This window comes from Ditibartonella apis, assembly GCF_001952075.1.
Taxonomy (GTDB): Bacteria; Pseudomonadota; Alphaproteobacteria; order Rhizobiales; family Rhizobiaceae; genus Bartonella; species Bartonella apis.
Genome location: NZ_LXYU01000003.1, coordinates 250,172 through 264,054, shown reverse-complemented (window position 1 = coordinate 264,054; position 13,883 = coordinate 250,172). Strand labels below are relative to the sequence as shown.

At 47.2% G+C, this 13,883-nt stretch carries 12 protein-coding genes; 4 read left to right on the top strand and 8 right to left on the bottom strand.

The window, feature by feature from the left end:
- Positions 1 to 283: 283 nt before the first annotated feature.
- A complete protein-coding gene (locus PEB0122_RS08050) occupies positions 284 to 1,813 on the bottom strand; it encodes a helicase HerA domain-containing protein (RefSeq protein WP_075868908.1) in 1,530 nt (509 codons plus the stop codon).
- A 305-nt stretch (positions 1,814 to 2,118) separates the two neighbouring features.
- Between PEB0122_RS08050 and PEB0122_RS08045 the strand changes: the two genes are divergently transcribed.
- Both PEB0122_RS08045 and pth read left to right on the top strand, forming a co-directional pair.
- A complete protein-coding gene (locus PEB0122_RS08045; RefSeq protein WP_075868909.1) occupies positions 2,119 to 2,778 on the top strand; it encodes a 50S ribosomal protein L25/general stress protein Ctc in 660 nt (219 codons plus the stop codon).
- 59 nt (positions 2,779 to 2,837) lie between these two features.
- Positions 2,838 to 3,569 carry an aminoacyl-tRNA hydrolase gene (gene pth / locus PEB0122_RS08040; RefSeq protein WP_075916611.1) on the top strand — a complete coding sequence of 244 codons (732 nt, stop codon included), beginning with the start codon at positions 2,838 to 2,840 and terminating at the stop codon, positions 3,567 to 3,569.
- 257 nt (positions 3,570 to 3,826) lie between these two features.
- Here the strand turns inward: pth and PEB0122_RS08035 are convergent, their stop codons facing one another.
- Positions 3,827 to 4,495: a L,D-transpeptidase gene (locus PEB0122_RS08035; RefSeq protein WP_075868911.1), complete on the bottom strand. Its 669-nt coding sequence runs from the start codon at positions 4,493 to 4,495 to the stop codon at positions 3,827 to 3,829.
- Between the two features lie 212 nt (positions 4,496 to 4,707).
- Here PEB0122_RS08035 and ychF point away from each other — a divergent pair, with 212 nt between their 5' ends.
- Positions 4,708 to 5,811 carry a redox-regulated ATPase YchF gene (gene ychF / locus PEB0122_RS08030; RefSeq protein WP_075868912.1) on the top strand — a complete coding sequence of 368 codons (1,104 nt, stop codon included), beginning with the start codon at positions 4,708 to 4,710 and terminating at the stop codon, positions 5,809 to 5,811.
- A gap of 233 nt (positions 5,812 to 6,044) precedes the next feature.
- Here the strand turns inward: ychF and PEB0122_RS08025 are convergent, their stop codons facing one another.
- The 6 genes from PEB0122_RS08025 to PEB0122_RS07990 all read right to left on the bottom strand — a co-directional run bounded on the left by PEB0122_RS08025 (position 6,045) and on the right by PEB0122_RS07990 (position 12,805).
- A complete protein-coding gene (locus PEB0122_RS08025) occupies positions 6,045 to 6,485 on the bottom strand; it encodes a PRC-barrel domain-containing protein (protein ID WP_075868913.1) in 441 nt (146 codons plus the stop codon).
- Positions 6,486 to 7,149: 664 nt separating this feature from the next.
- Entirely contained in the window at positions 7,150 to 7,698 is a 549-nt protein-coding gene (locus tag PEB0122_RS08015; protein ID WP_075868915.1) for an adenine phosphoribosyltransferase, read from the bottom strand.
- A 6-nt stretch (positions 7,699 to 7,704) separates the two neighbouring features.
- Positions 7,705 to 8,547: a cytochrome c1 gene (locus PEB0122_RS08010; RefSeq protein ID WP_075916607.1), complete on the bottom strand. Its 843-nt coding sequence runs from the start codon at positions 8,545 to 8,547 to the stop codon at positions 7,705 to 7,707.
- Positions 8,541 to 9,815, bottom strand: coding sequence for a cytochrome b (locus PEB0122_RS08005; protein ID WP_075916867.1), 1,275 nt, complete (start codon positions 9,813 to 9,815; stop codon positions 8,541 to 8,543). Before PEB0122_RS08005 ends, PEB0122_RS08010 begins: the two co-directional genes overlap by 7 nt.
- 5 nt (positions 9,816 to 9,820) lie before the next feature.
- Entirely contained in the window at positions 9,821 to 10,372 is a 552-nt protein-coding gene (gene petA, locus PEB0122_RS08000) for a ubiquinol-cytochrome c reductase iron-sulfur subunit (protein ID WP_075916865.1), read from the bottom strand.
- A 594-nt stretch (positions 10,373 to 10,966) separates the two neighbouring features.
- Positions 10,967 to 12,805, bottom strand: a complete 1,839-nt coding sequence (locus PEB0122_RS07990) for an ABC transporter ATP-binding protein (protein ID WP_075916603.1) — start codon at positions 12,803 to 12,805, stop codon at positions 10,967 to 10,969.
- A gap of 565 nt (positions 12,806 to 13,370) precedes the next feature.
- Here PEB0122_RS07990 and PEB0122_RS07985 point away from each other — a divergent pair.
- Positions 13,371 to 13,856, top strand: a complete 486-nt coding sequence (locus PEB0122_RS07985; protein WP_075916601.1) for a tRNA (cytidine(34)-2'-O)-methyltransferase — start codon at positions 13,371 to 13,373, stop codon at positions 13,854 to 13,856.
- Positions 13,857 to 13,883: the final 27 nt, after the last annotated feature.

Genomic DNA, 13,883 nt, shown 5'->3' with positions numbered 1-13,883 from the left:
ATGCGACGCTGCTTCAAATAGAGTCCGTCATCATTGAAAAATTTTTTCAGCCTCTTTTTGCCCTCAGTCATCAAGACCAGATAATCGGCAAACATTATTCCCGATTTTCCCCACGACAAAACTTTGCTTATCACCGCATTTTTTTTACAGTGTTATCATGATTGCGCCTATCGTGCCCGTTTCCGAAAAAACGAACAACCGGAATAGCAACCAGAAATTTCTTCAAAAATCCTCGTCCTGAACTACAAAAAAATTGTCGACTGATTATCAGCTTAAAAAATTGCTATTCTGCCGCATCTTCCCTGCTGACGAGATTATCGGGGGCTTCGGGATCTCCCGGCAATGTTTCAAGTCCGAGTTCGGGAAAAGCAGCAATGCGTTTACCGCCGAAATCGGTTCTTACCACCAAAAGCCCGCGTTCTTCGAAATAGGTCAGAAGATGACGGGCGCGGCTTAGCGAATGGGTACCATAAAGGCGGGCAAGCGTTGCATCGGAGGGGCAAGGCTTGCCGCTTACCGCAGCTTCAGCGACATTCAAAAATACACCCTGAATATCATCCGTCAGCGTTTCGGAAAGTTGCAAAGCCTTTTGCCAGGTTTCACTTGCAGCCATATCTTCGTCAATAGCAGCCTGTGCAACAGCAAGCTTGCGCCTGAATTGGGCAAGATCAAGCGGTTCACCCTGAACACGATGAATTCGACAACGCACCAGAAAATCCTGATAAAGCACTGCAATCGAGCGGAAAGAGGCATCCTTGTCATCAACGATTTCGCGCAGCACCACATCAAGTTCGGCTTCGCGTTCCTTTTCGTCAATTTCAGGAAAGAGGCTTTGCGGTTCTTGCGGCTCTTCCTGTTTCTGGCGCACCAGCTCTTCCAATAATTCATTGGTGGGTTTGGGAGGTGTCGGCGGCGGTGTACGGCGCACCGGCATAATCATTTCTTCAGGTGAAGGCGTAAAAATCAGGTCTTCGGCGTCAACCGGCGCTTGCGGCAAAGGAACAAGCTTCGGACTTGTCGAACGGGCAGCCGTTTCCACGGGGCCAATGACCACATGAAGCGGGCGACGCGACAAGGCCGGACCGAGCGCTACAAAATGACCGCGTTCAAGATCGCGGAACATTTCCGCCTGACGGCGCTCCATACCTAAAAGATCGGCAGCACGCGCCATATCAATGTCAAGAAATGTGCGCCCCATCAAAAAGTTGGAAGCTTCGGCAGCAACATTTTTTGCAAGCTTTGCAAGACGCTGGGTGGCAATAACACCGGCAAGTCCGCGTTTTCTGCCACGACACATGAGATTGGTCATAGCACCAAGCGAAAGCTTGCGCGCTTCGTCCGAGACGTCACCAGCGGCAGCGGGTGCAAACAATTGCGCCTCGTCAACCACCACCAGAAGCGGATACCAATAATCGCGTTCAGCATCAAAAAGCCCGCCAAGAAAGGCCGCAGCAGCGCGCATTTGCTGCTCGGTATCAAGCCCTTCCAGATTCAAAATGGCGGACACGCGATGCTGGCGCACACGCGCGGCAATACGTGTTAATTCAAGTTCGGTGCGTTGTGCTTCAACAACCACATGACCGAACTTGTCGGCAAGCGTAACAAAATCGCCTTCAGGGTCGATCACGCATTGCTGAACCCAATGGGCACTTTGTTCAAGAAGCCTGCGCAACAAATGCGATTTTCCCGAGCCGGAATTGCCCTGTACCAATAAGCGGGTTGCCAATAATTCTTCCAGATCAAGGCTCGCCACTTTCGAGCCCTTGAGCGCTCCGCGTTCAAAGATGGTTCCGAGATTGATATCGACCGTCATTGCCGACCCATCACATGACAAATGGGATTTTGAAACAGAAATAGACCCGCTTTAAAAAATGTGGTTGATTCTTTTCGCATGGTTCCTTTTACCATTTCCTTGCCGAAAGGTGGAAAAAACGTCATTTTTTCCCACAACTCTTGCAAGCTCGCAATCTTTCCATTATAGCACCCCAATCCGCGTCGACACCCTTGGAGGCAACGCGGAATGGATTAAGGGATAATCTTTGCCTTTTTCCATATTCATGTCCGGAGCTGTTGAAAGTTCCCCGCATGGATCTCCAATTTTTGAAAAGGACTTAAGCCATGAGTAAAGTTTACACACTCAAGGCCGAAGCACGCGAACGGGTTGGTAAGGGGTCCTCTCGTCACCTTCGCCGCAACGGTCTTGTTCCAGCAGTTATTTACGGCGACAAAAAGCCGGCACTTTCTATTGCTCTTCCCTATAAGGATATCTTTTACAAGATCCATGGTGGCGCATTCTTCACAACGATTGCCACAATCGAAGTCGGCAACGAGAAGATTGAAGTTTTGCCGACCGATTTCCAGCTTGATCCGGTTCGTGACTTCCCGATGCACGTCGATTTCTTGCGTGTTACAGAGAAATCGGTTGTTCACGTCAATGTTCCTGTTCACTTCCTCAACGAGGAAGAAGCTCCCGGCATCAAGACCGGTGGCGTTTTGAACATTGTTCGCCACGAAGTCGAACTTGCAGTTCCGGCTCACCACATTCCGGAAGCTATCAAGGTTGATCTTACCGGTTTGGAAGTTGGTGATTCCGTCCACATTTCCGACATCAAATTGCCGGAAGGTGTTACGCCGCTCATCAAAGACCGCGATTTCACCATTGCAACCATTGCAGCTCCTGTTGCATTGCCTGTTGAAGATGAAACACCGGCAACTGATGAAGCCACAGCAGCAACAGAAGAAACACCTGCTGAGACAACTGAAGAAAAAGCTGAATAATTTTTTTAAAAAAGGCGGGAAAATTTTTTCCGCCTTTTCTTTCCAAGTGAGGTTTATCCATGTTGCTCATTGCCGGTCTCGGCAATCCCGGTATCGAATATCAGGATAACCGGCACAATATCGGTTTTATGGCGGTTGACGAAATCAATCGCAAATACAAGTTCTCATCGTGGAATAAAAAGTTTAACGCACTTATTTCCAGTGGAACGATAGAAGGCGAAAAAGTCCTTCTTCTCAAACCTCAAACCTATATGAATCTTTCCGGTCAGGCTGTTGGCGAAGCGATGCGCTTTTATAAGCTGCAACCGGAAAACATCATTGTCATTCACGATGAACTCGACCTTGTGCCGGGCAAATTGCGTGTCAAAACCGGTGGCTCCAGCGGCGGCCACAACGGCATCAAATCGATTGACGCCCATTGCGGCAATAATTACCGCCGCATTCGTATCGGCATCGGCCATCCCCCATCAAAGGAACAAGTGACAAACCATGTGCTCGGCAATTTCTCCAAAACCGATCATGAATGGCTTGATCCCCTTCTCCAATCGCTTGCTGACAATCTCGGCTTGCTCGTAAACGGCAAAGACAGCCTGTTTATGAACCGTATATCATTGGCTCACGAGAGTGAAACAATAAACGAGCACAAAACTGGAAACGAGCACAAAACTGGCGGCGACAAGCCCAAAAGCCAGAGCCACATCCGGCAAGCCCGCCCGCACAAGGCAAAAGAGCTTCCTGCCACCGGCCCGATGGCCGACATGTTGAAAAAACTGTTCAAAAATAACGACTAGATCAATTCGCTTCACTCATCTAAAAGCGAATACACCCGATAAAATGTGCGGCTTGGCTTTATCCAAAACTAAGCCAGTGACTCTGTTCAAGCAAATAATCCCACCGACCATCAACGAATGTATCCGGCCTGTCATACTCAAGCCGGATAATCTTTTATCCGGATAATCTTACGCTGCGAGAGGAACACTCTTTTAAACGCAAAGTGCCGATTTTTCAGGTTCTTATAGGTGCAAGGTGCAGGTTTTCCGGCACCATTTCAGGAAAGCCCCTGCTCGTTATGTTGCAGAACAATAACATGGGTGCCTTCGGGTACCCGGCCATAAAGATCGATAATATCCTGATTGAGCAAACGGATACACCCGCTCGAAACTGCCTTGCCGATTGACCATTCTTCATGGGAACCATGAATTCTGAACAATGTGTCCCGACCATCTTTGAAAAGGTAAAGTGCGCGGGCACCCAATGGATTATCGGGGCCTGCGGGCATGCCATCGCCGAGATGTCCGTAACGGTCGGGTTCGCGCTCCATCATATCCTGTGTCGGATGCCATATCGGCCACATGCGTTTATATTGAACGACGGCTTCACCTTCGAGTGCCAGACCGGCTTTTCCGACGCCGACGCCGTAACGCAGTGCACGCCCGTTTTCCTGAACGAGATAGAGGAAACGGGCCTGCGTATCAACAACCAGCGTTCCGGGTGAATAAGGCCCGTTAAATGCCACTTCCTGGCGCCAGTATTTCGGGTTGATCTTGCTCATATCAACAGCCGGAAGCGGATAAGGTTCGTTCATCACCGGACCATAGAGCGCTTTGATATCGGCCGGAACCGGCCATGACTGTTCAACTTGAGGTTGATTGCTTACGCAGCCCACAAGAGCCAAAGGTGCTGCAATGATGAATGTACGCCGAGACAGTTGCCTCATGATAACTCCATACAAAATATCGGATTGTTGCTAACACTGAAAGTTTAGCCAATGGTTAAAATAGGCAAGTTTTTGGCAAAAACGAGAAGCCTTGGAAAAATCTATGAGCTGTATCTTTTTCGCATCATAATCGGCTCTTTAACTGGTTTCTGTTAAAAAACGTGCTATAGAACCAGTCATGTTGAAAAGCTTACCGGATTGCGAGAATTTCCATGGGTTTTAAATGTGGTATCGTCGGATTACCCAATGTGGGCAAATCCACACTGTTTAACGCTTTGACAAAAACGGCTGCGGCTCAGGCTGCCAATTATCCTTTTTGCACAATCGAACCGAATACCGGCGAAGTTGCTGTACCCGATCCGCGGTTAAAAAAGCTTGCAGCGATTGCCGGTTCAAAAGAAATTATCCCGACGCGCATCAGCTTTGTCGATATTGCCGGCCTTGTTCGCGGCGCTTCCAAGGGCGAAGGACTAGGCAACCAGTTTTTGGCCAATATTCGCGAAGTCGATGCCATTGTGCATGTGCTGCGCTGTTTTATTGATGAAGATATCACCCATGTCGAAGGCCGGATTGATCCGGTGTCGGATGCAGCAACCGTCGAAACAGAATTGATGCTTGCCGATCTTGAAAGTCTCGAGCGGCGTATTGTGCAAATGAGAAAACGCGCAACCGGCAAAGACAAGGAAGCTTTGACTGTTCTTCCGATGATGGAAGCGGCTTTGAAGCTTTTACAGAATGGCAAGCCGGTGCGGCTCCTTATCAAAGACATTTCCGCCGATGATAGGCAAATTCTTGATTCCTTCAATTTGTTGACTTCAAAACCGGTGCTTTATGTTTGCAACGTTGCCGAAAGCGATGCTGCAACAGGCAATGATTTTTCGAAAGCTGTCGAAAAAATGGCCGCCGAACAAGGCGCTGAAAGTGTTATTATTTCGGCTGAAATCGAGGCAGAAGTTGCCCAGTTGCCGGAAGAGGAAGCCAAAGAATATCTCGAAGAGTTGGGGTTACATGAACCGGGGCTCGACCGGTTGATCCGCGCGGGCTATCATCTCCTTGATCTTATTACCTATTTTACCTGTGGCCCCAAAGAAACCCGCGCATGGACCATCAAACGTGGTACCAAAGCCCCGCAGGCGGCGGGTGTCATCCATTCCGATTTTGAACGCGGTTTTATCCGTGCGCAAACGATTGCCTATCAGGACTATGTCGATCTTGGTGGTGAAGTTGCGGCAAAAGAAGCAGGCAAGGCACGCGACGAAGGCAAGGATTATGTTGTTGAAGATGGCGATGTCATGCTTTTCAAGCATAATTCCTGATCTCCTGACAACCAATCGCACCTGTTTTGCTCATTTTCCAGCCGGTTTTTGATAAACAATCCGGTTTTAATATTTTCGGGAGAATTTCGAAAACTGATAATATAAAAGCCGTCCGGAAACTTTTCCGGACGGCTTTTATTCAACTCTTGGCCATAGAAAACCGATAGGCTTTCGATAGAAAAATAACCTTTCGATGAAGATAGCGTTCTCGCCTATCGAACTGTTATTTGTAATCAGAGCTTCTTATGCTCTTCATATTTGAATTCGGGAGCAGCCATCAGACTTTCTTTGGTAACGTTCACGACAACCTTCCATGCCCCGTTCTCGTGGCGCATGTAAATGCTTGTCGGGTCAACCACAACATAACGTTCACCAACACCAAGGAAACCACCAACACCCACAACGATGCCAGCAACATTATTCTGGCGAATGATAATGTCCTTGATCTGGCCGATTGCCTGATCTTGCTTGTTCAAAACTTTTGTATCAATCAAGCTCGAAGCAATAAAATCTGTTTCGGTCGGTGTGACATAACGCACAACGACGTCACCATTCGGCAGCTTGACTTCCGAAGCCGGTTCTTTCGGTGCTTCGATTGTAATTTTTGGAGATTGTGCAAATGCAGTTCCAGCGAGTGTTGCAGCCAAAACAGTGATAAGTGCCAGTCTTTTCATTTAATACGCCTCATTAAAAAATTGAATTACTTTAATGAAACGTATAAAAATTCGAATGGTTCCAATTTTTATTTATTTTTTGATTTATTTTTCATTATAATAATTCTTTTAATGAGTATTTCATTGTCTATTCAAGTATATTTTATGTATTTTTAATAATGTTCTACTCAAATGAAGTTTTAGTCTTTTTCTTGATTTAGTTTCTGTATTTTTGGATAATTTGTGTTTAAAAAAACAAGCTCCGCAAACGTTTTCTGTTTTGAACGTTATATCTTTTTAAGACCGTCCGGCTTGAAACGTCCGTTTCTCTCACCGTTTGATTTTTTGAATCCCACCGGTAAACATTGCAAAAGAGCTTCAAAGCGAAGCCAAAAACACATCGAATGTGCGGCGAGAATGAAAAACCGGCATTATTTGATTGCTCTATTGGATTTGATTGTTCTGTTGGTGACCGGCCGTTAGCCACCCACGAATAGAAATTCAAAACCGGTTTGAAAGAAATAAAATCAAAACCAATCAGGCGTTTTAAAAAACGCCTGCTCTATGAAATTGATTTATTTGAAAGGATCGAAGCAAAAAACAGCTCTCGTTGAAAACATCTGTGGTTACTTTTAAATGCGCCCCCACATTTTAAAAGCGAACTACATTTTCAAGAGGTGAAGCTTCAATCGCCTTCATAAGAAACGAGTGTATGGACATCAACCCCCAATTGGCGAAGCTTGTCGGCGCCACCATGGTCGGGCAGATTGATGACAAAACAGGCTGCAACGATTTCCGCATCTATCTGGTGCAACAGCTCGGCTGCAGCAATGGCCGTTCCACCGGTGGCGATAAGATCATCAACCAGTACCACGCGTTCACCCGGTTTCACCGCATCGCGGTGCATTTCCATTTCGTCAATGCCATATTCAAGGCTATAGGCAATACGCACCGTGTCATAAGGCAATTTGCCTTTTTTCCTGATTGGCACGAAGCCTGCCGAAAGCTGGTGGGCAACAGCCCCGCCCAGAATGAAACCGCGTGCTTCCACACCGGCAATTTTATCGACTTTAAGCCCTATATAGGGGTAAACCAGCGCATCAATGGTGCGCCGGAAAGCACCGGCATTGCCCATCAACGTTGTAATATCGCGAAATTTAACTCCCGGTTTCGGATAATCCGAAATCGTGCGGATCGCTTTTTTCAGTGTTTCTTCAAGAGTTTCATTTGTCATCAATTTTCAATCCAATTCATTCCATATGCGTCTTTTCACGGCATAGGTAAGGCCGGCAAAAACTATCAAGAACAAGATGACACGAAAACCGGTCTTCTTGCGTGTTTCCATATGCGGATCGGCAGTCCACATCAAAAAGGCCGATACGTCACGGGCGTAATTTTCAGTTGTTTCCTCTGTACCATCATTATACGCCACCATGCCATCACTTAAAGGGGGCGGCATGGCAAGCGCATTTCCCGAATTGAAATAAGGGTTGTACCAATTATTTTCCGCTACTTCCGTCCCCTCCGGCGCGTCGCTATAACCGGTAAGAAGTGCGGTAATATAATCAGGCCCTGCTTCGTTATAATTGGTGAAAATATCGGCAATGAAGGAAGGGAAAGGCAACGACACCGCGCGGGCTTTTGCCATTAGCGAAAGGTCGCTCGGATTGGCACCATTATTGGCAAATTTTGCCGCCTCGACGTTCGGAAACGGTGAAGGAAAATAATCGGTCGGCAAGCCTTTTCGAACAAACATTTCCCCTTCGCTGTTCGGCCCGTCCTGAATATCATAGGTTTTGGCAAAAGCTTTTATTTGTTCGTCGCTATAGCCAAGTGCCTTAAGATCGCGAAAAGAAACATATTTCAAGGAATGGCAGGTCGAGCAAACTTCTTTATAAACCTTGAGGCCGCGTTGCAATTGCTGAAGATCATAAGTACCAAAGGGGCCGGAAAAGCTCCAGTTCTGTTTTTCGGGAAGCTTCAACGGGTAATGCGCCTCGCCGCCCTCTTCGGCAAAAACAGCAAAAGGCGAAAGAATAAAGGCGATAACAACAAGGCAAAAGAGAGAGAGTTTTCTTACCATAGCCGCCACCCCTCTTTGGCCTTTGCTTCTTTTTTTTCGAGATCTTCGCTAATGGAAGAAGGAACCGGCAAAGTTTTTTCAAACTTTGGCAAGAACGGCATGATGACGAGGAAAAACACAAAATAATAAAGTGTGGCAATTTGCGACCAGAATACGCTACTTTCTGTAATCGGGGATGCCCCCAATATTCCAAGTGCCACCACATCGACAATAAACAGCCAATAAAACAGTTTGAAAGCCGGACGATAGCGCGCAGAACGCACTTTCGAGCGGTCAAGCCATGGCACGAATAACCAGATGAGAACCGCCGCCATCAATATCAGTACACCGCCGAATGTCGAGCTGATCGGCCCGAAATCGAATGTAATTGCGCGCAGCATCGCATAGAAGGGCAGAAAATACCATTCCGGCACAATATGCGGTGAGGTGGTCATAGTGTCACCGACAATATAATTATCGGGGTGGCCCATATAATCGGGCATAAAAAACAAAAACCATGCAAAAAAAATCAGAAACACGCTGATTGCAAAAATATCTTTGATCGTTGCATAGGGCGTGAAAGGTACAGTTTCCGAGGACGATTTCACCTCTACCCCTGTCGGGTTGTTCTGCCCGACATGGTGGACAGCCCAGATATGCAAACCGACAAGAAAAACCAGAATGAAAGGAAAAAGATAATGCAAAGAATAAAAGCGGTTGAGTGTCGGCTGGCCGACATTGAAACCGCCCAATAATGTTTCATGAAGCCAGGGGCCGATAACCGGAATGGCCTTGAAAAGGCCGGAAATGACCGAAGCTGCCGAGGTCGACATCATGCCCCAGACAAGTGTATAGCCCAGAAATGCGGTTGCCATCATCACCAGATAGATCAGCACACCGATGATCCAGATGAGTTCGCGCGGCTTTTTATAAGAGCCATAATAAAGGCCACGGCCGAGATGGATATAGGCAGCAATAAAAAAGAATGACGAGCCGACAGCATGCCATGGCTCGAAGAGCCAACCGAATTGGCCATCGCGCATGAAACGTTCGCGCGCATCGAAAGCCAATGTCACATCCGGTATATAATGCATCGACATGACAATGCCGGTTAGAATTTGCGATACCAGCATCAATGTGAGGATGCCGCCAAACGTATAGAAATAATTGAGATTTCTCGGCACCGGAAAAGATACACCGAGATTATAGAGAAAACGCAAAATCGGAAGCCTTGCGTCAAGCCAGCGTGTCAGAGCATATTTCGGATTATAGGATGAAGGCTTTGTCATCATATCTATCCGATCTGCAACAGACTGTCAGACAAAAAACGGTAAGGCGGTATTTCAAGATTGCGATTGGCAGGGCCTGAACGCACCCTTCCGGCCGTGTCATAGACCGAACCATGACAGGGGCAGAACCATCCGCCAAAAGCACCCGACTGCCCGAGCGGCACACAACCAAGATGTGTGCATATATTAATGAGAACAAGCCATTGTTCTCGCCCCTTCCCCGCCGAGCGGGCAAGATCGGTTGCCGGCTGCTTCCCTTCAAGATTGGGATTTGCCGCATCCTTATCCTTGAGCTTTTCCAAATCGACATTTTGCGCATCGGCAATTTCTTTTTCGGTACGGTGGCGAATGACCACCGGCTGCCCGCGCCATTTGACAGTAACCGACATTCCCTCTTCAATGCCGGAAATATCAACCTCGATTGTGGCACTTGCCAGAACCTTTTGATCAGGGCGCAATTGGTCGATAAATGGCCAGGCTACCGAACCGACGCCGAGCGCACCGGCAACGCCGGTCGCAAGAAAAAGAAAATCGCGTCGTGTTTTTTCGCTGCTCATTGTAAAAGGTTTTGAACCTGTCGGAAAAGGTTGGTGCCTGTTGGTCAAACGTATGTTTTTTAACACACAGCACCAATTTGTCCACGCTTTAAAATAATGATAGCCGGAACGCGACTGTTTTTGCAACTTTAACGGCCAATTGCTGCACGATTATGAGTAACTTTTCTTCAATTGTTTCAAATAACGGCAGCTTGTTGTTTGTCGCCCATAAAACGCTGCAATGTTTTGAAAACATGGGCTTTTTAAATATGGCTCGCATTTCTAACATATGCGGCATATTTCGGCTTTCTTTTTCTTCGCTTTTGCAGCGCTCTTCACTATTTCCGGCAATGAAAAAGCTTTGTTAGAACCGGTTTTTTGTGATGGAGCAAGCTTAAAAACCCCAAAAAGCCCGTGCGGCAAATTTCATCCGAAAATTCCATGCGAGAAAAAGACATTAAAAGCATAAACTTCAAACGGGTTGGACAGAGCTTCATTGACAAAACCGTGGGCAAAGACACTATGCTCTTTTGCCACCCGCAACGAAACGCTTGTTTTCCTGCGGATAGCTATTTTCAAAGTGATTTCAACCTTTTCGAAACCGGATATGCTTTTTTAAGCCTCTTCATCAAGATCGAGATGTCCGCCAACCTGCCGGTTCCACAAATGGGCATAAATACCATGTTTCGAAAGCAATTCTTCATGCGTGCCATCTTCGACAATTTTTCCCTTATCCATCACGATCAAGCGGTCCATTTCGGCAATGGTCGACAAGCGGTGGGCAATGGCAAGAACGGTTTTTCCTTTCATCAAGCGCGCGAGATTTTCCTGAATGGCAGCTTCGACTTCCGAATCGAGTGCCGAGGTTGCCTCGTCAAGAATAAGGATCGGCGCATCTTTAAGCATGACCCGCGAAATGGCGATGCGCTGGCGCTGACCACCAGAAAGGCGCGCGCCGCGTTCGCCGACAAAGGCATCATATCCCGTTTTGCCATTCTGGTCGCGCAGACTGTCGATAAAATCGGCAGCTTCGGCATCCCTCACCGCTTCAAACAGTTCGCGATTGCTGGCATCAGGACGGCCGTAGAGAATATTGTCTTTAAGCGAACGGTGTAAAAGCGAAGTATCCTGTGTCACCACGCCAATGGCCGCGCGCAAGCTTTCCTGTGTGACATCGGCAATATTTTGCCCGTCAATCAATATGGCGCCCTCTTCGACATCGTGAAAACGCAAAAGAAGATTGACAAGGGTCGATTTACCGGCGCCGGAGCGCCCGACAACGCCGACTTTTTGCCCGGGCTCGATATGAAGGTTGAAATCTTTCAAGATTCCTTTGCCCTTGCCATAATGGAAGCCAACATTTTCAAACCGGATATCACCCTTTTTGACGACAAGTTTTTTGGCATTTTTCTTGTCTTCGACCATTCTTTCCTGTGCAATGGAATGCATCCCGTCTTCGACAATGCCGATATTTTCAAAAAGTGCGGCCATTTCCCACATAATCCATTGTGCCATGCCGTTAAGTCGCAAAACAAGGCCGATGCCAACTGCTACAGCGCCGACAAGGATTGCTTGCTGTTGCCACAGCCAGATGCCAAGTGCTCCCACAACAAACAATAAAATACAGTTCGACACATAAACGCTGATCGAAAATTTCGAGATGAGCCGCATCTGTTTGTAAACAGTGCCTTGAAAATGCTCGAATCCTTCGCGCGCAAAGCTTTCCTCCCTCGCATGGTGGGAAAAGAGTTTGACGGTTGCGATATTGGTATAAGAATCAACAACCCGTCCTGTCATAAGAGAACGTGCATCGGCTTGCGCTTCGGATGCGTCGCGCAATTTCGGGATAAAATATTTAAGTAGCCCGATATAGCTGATGATCCACAAAAGAAACGGTACCATCAACCGCCAGTCGGATGAGGCGGCGATCACCAGCGTGCCAAGGAAATAGACAATCACATAATTTAAAACGTCAAAAAGCTTCATCACCGTTTCGCGCACCGACAAGGCCGTTTGCATGACTTTCGCCGATATGCGACCGGAAAATTCGTTCTGGAAAAAGCTCATGGATTGGCCAAGCAGATAACGATGCACAAGCCAGCGTATCCGCATCGGATAATTGCCAAGCAATGTCTGATGCATGACCATACTGTGCATGGTGACAAAAAATGGCAGGATGAGAACGACCAGCACACCGATGAGTGCAAGTTTTACGCCTTGCGTTTCAAAAAATGTTGCCCGCGAATTGGCATTGAGCCAATCGACAATACTGCCCAGAAACCCGAAAAGCGAAACTTCTGTGACAGCGATCAAGGCCGTAAAAACCGCCATGAAGATCAACCACGGCCAAACGCCTTCCGTATAATAAAGGCAAAATCCCAAAAGGTTTTGTGGCGGCCTTTTGAGCTCCTTTTCGGGAAAAGCGTTCAATCTTCGTTCAAACCATCCAAACATGGTCGAGCTCCTCGTTATTGCTTTTTAGCTGTCCAGTATTGTCGGTCCGGTAAAACCGGAACGCGTCATAAATGCAACGATTTTGACGTTAATGTGTTGCATCCGATAGAATGCGGCATTTCTTTTCTGCCATAAGAGGGCAAATTTTTCAAAGTTCGCGCCTTACCTGTTTACGACTTTTGTCCAATTGCGACTTTTGTTGAGGGCAAAGATATTTTTTCAAAAAAAGACATACGAAAACCGGTTTGATGACAACAACAAAACCGGATGCCTCACTCAAGTTCGCTCCCCCAAGATAATTTATCATTTTCCCGCTTCAATAGCGGAAACAAGCACATAAGACTTATGCCATTCACAATTTTGCGTTTCAAAAAATATCGAATATCGTTTGCAAAGAAAGACGTTTGCGCGCTTCGCGACAGAAGACAATTTGCAAAGAAAGATGATGTGCAAAAGAATATAAATCGACGGGAAGTCCAATTTTTTGAGGATTGATAGAATCGTTCACGTTTTGAATGCCCGCTCCCCCTTTACAACGGCAGGGTGACAAGCCTATTCAACAGGCATGACACTTCATATTGCACTTTTCCAGCCTGATATTGCCGGAAATACCGGAACGATTTTGCGTTTGGGCGCCTGTTTCGGCGTACCTGTCGACATTATCGAACCGGCAGGTTTTGACCTTTCCGACCGCCATTTGAAGCGTGCGGGAATGGATTATCTCGAAATTGCAACATTGAAGCGGCACATTGACTGGCAGCATTTTCTGGCTGAACAGAAGGCTGAAAACCGCCGTCTTATCCTTTTTACGACCAAGACAGATGCTCCCTATACCGATTTTTCTTTTCAAGACAATGACGTGCTTCTTTTCGGGCGGGAATCAGCGGGTGCACCCGATTATGTCCATGAAACGGTGGACGCCGAAGTGACGATTCCAATGGTCAAAGTTGCGCGTTCTCTCAACCTTGCGGTCAGCGTTGCAATCGGCATCAGCGAAGCATTGCGCCAACTAACGCGGCATAAGGTGGTTAATTTGTCATCTCGTGATTAAGAGGTAGACAAAGCGGTCTTCACCCCT

Coding starts and splice junctions, on each gene's coding strand:
- PEB0122_RS08035 (WP_075868911.1), bottom strand. CDS start 4,495: ATGAGGCAACTGTCTCGGCGTACATTCATCATTGCAGCACCTTTGGCT.
- petA (WP_075916865.1), bottom strand. CDS start 10,372: ATGAGCAGCGAAAAAACACGACGCGATTTTCTTTTTCTTGCGACCGGC.
- PEB0122_RS08050 (WP_075868908.1), bottom strand. CDS start 1,813: ATGACGGTCGATATCAATCTCGGAACCATCTTTGAACGCGGAGCGCTC.
- PEB0122_RS07985 (WP_075916601.1), top strand. CDS start 13,371: ATGACACTTCATATTGCACTTTTCCAGCCTGATATTGCCGGAAATACC.
- PEB0122_RS08015 (WP_075868915.1), bottom strand. CDS start 7,698: ATGACAAATGAAACTCTTGAAGAAACACTGAAAAAAGCGATCCGCACG.
- PEB0122_RS07990 (WP_075916603.1), bottom strand. CDS start 12,805: ATGTTTGGATGGTTTGAACGAAGATTGAACGCTTTTCCCGAAAAGGAG.
- PEB0122_RS08010 (WP_075916607.1), bottom strand. CDS start 8,547: ATGGTAAGAAAACTCTCTCTCTTTTGCCTTGTTGTTATCGCCTTTATT.
- ychF (WP_075868912.1), top strand. CDS start 4,708: ATGGGTTTTAAATGTGGTATCGTCGGATTACCCAATGTGGGCAAATCC.
- pth (WP_075916611.1), top strand. CDS start 2,838: ATGTTGCTCATTGCCGGTCTCGGCAATCCCGGTATCGAATATCAGGAT.
- PEB0122_RS08025 (WP_075868913.1), bottom strand. CDS start 6,485: ATGAAAAGACTGGCACTTATCACTGTTTTGGCTGCAACACTCGCTGGA.
- PEB0122_RS08005 (WP_075916867.1), bottom strand. CDS start 9,815: ATGACAAAGCCTTCATCCTATAATCCGAAATATGCTCTGACACGCTGG.
- PEB0122_RS08045 (WP_075868909.1), top strand. CDS start 2,119: ATGAGTAAAGTTTACACACTCAAGGCCGAAGCACGCGAACGGGTTGGT.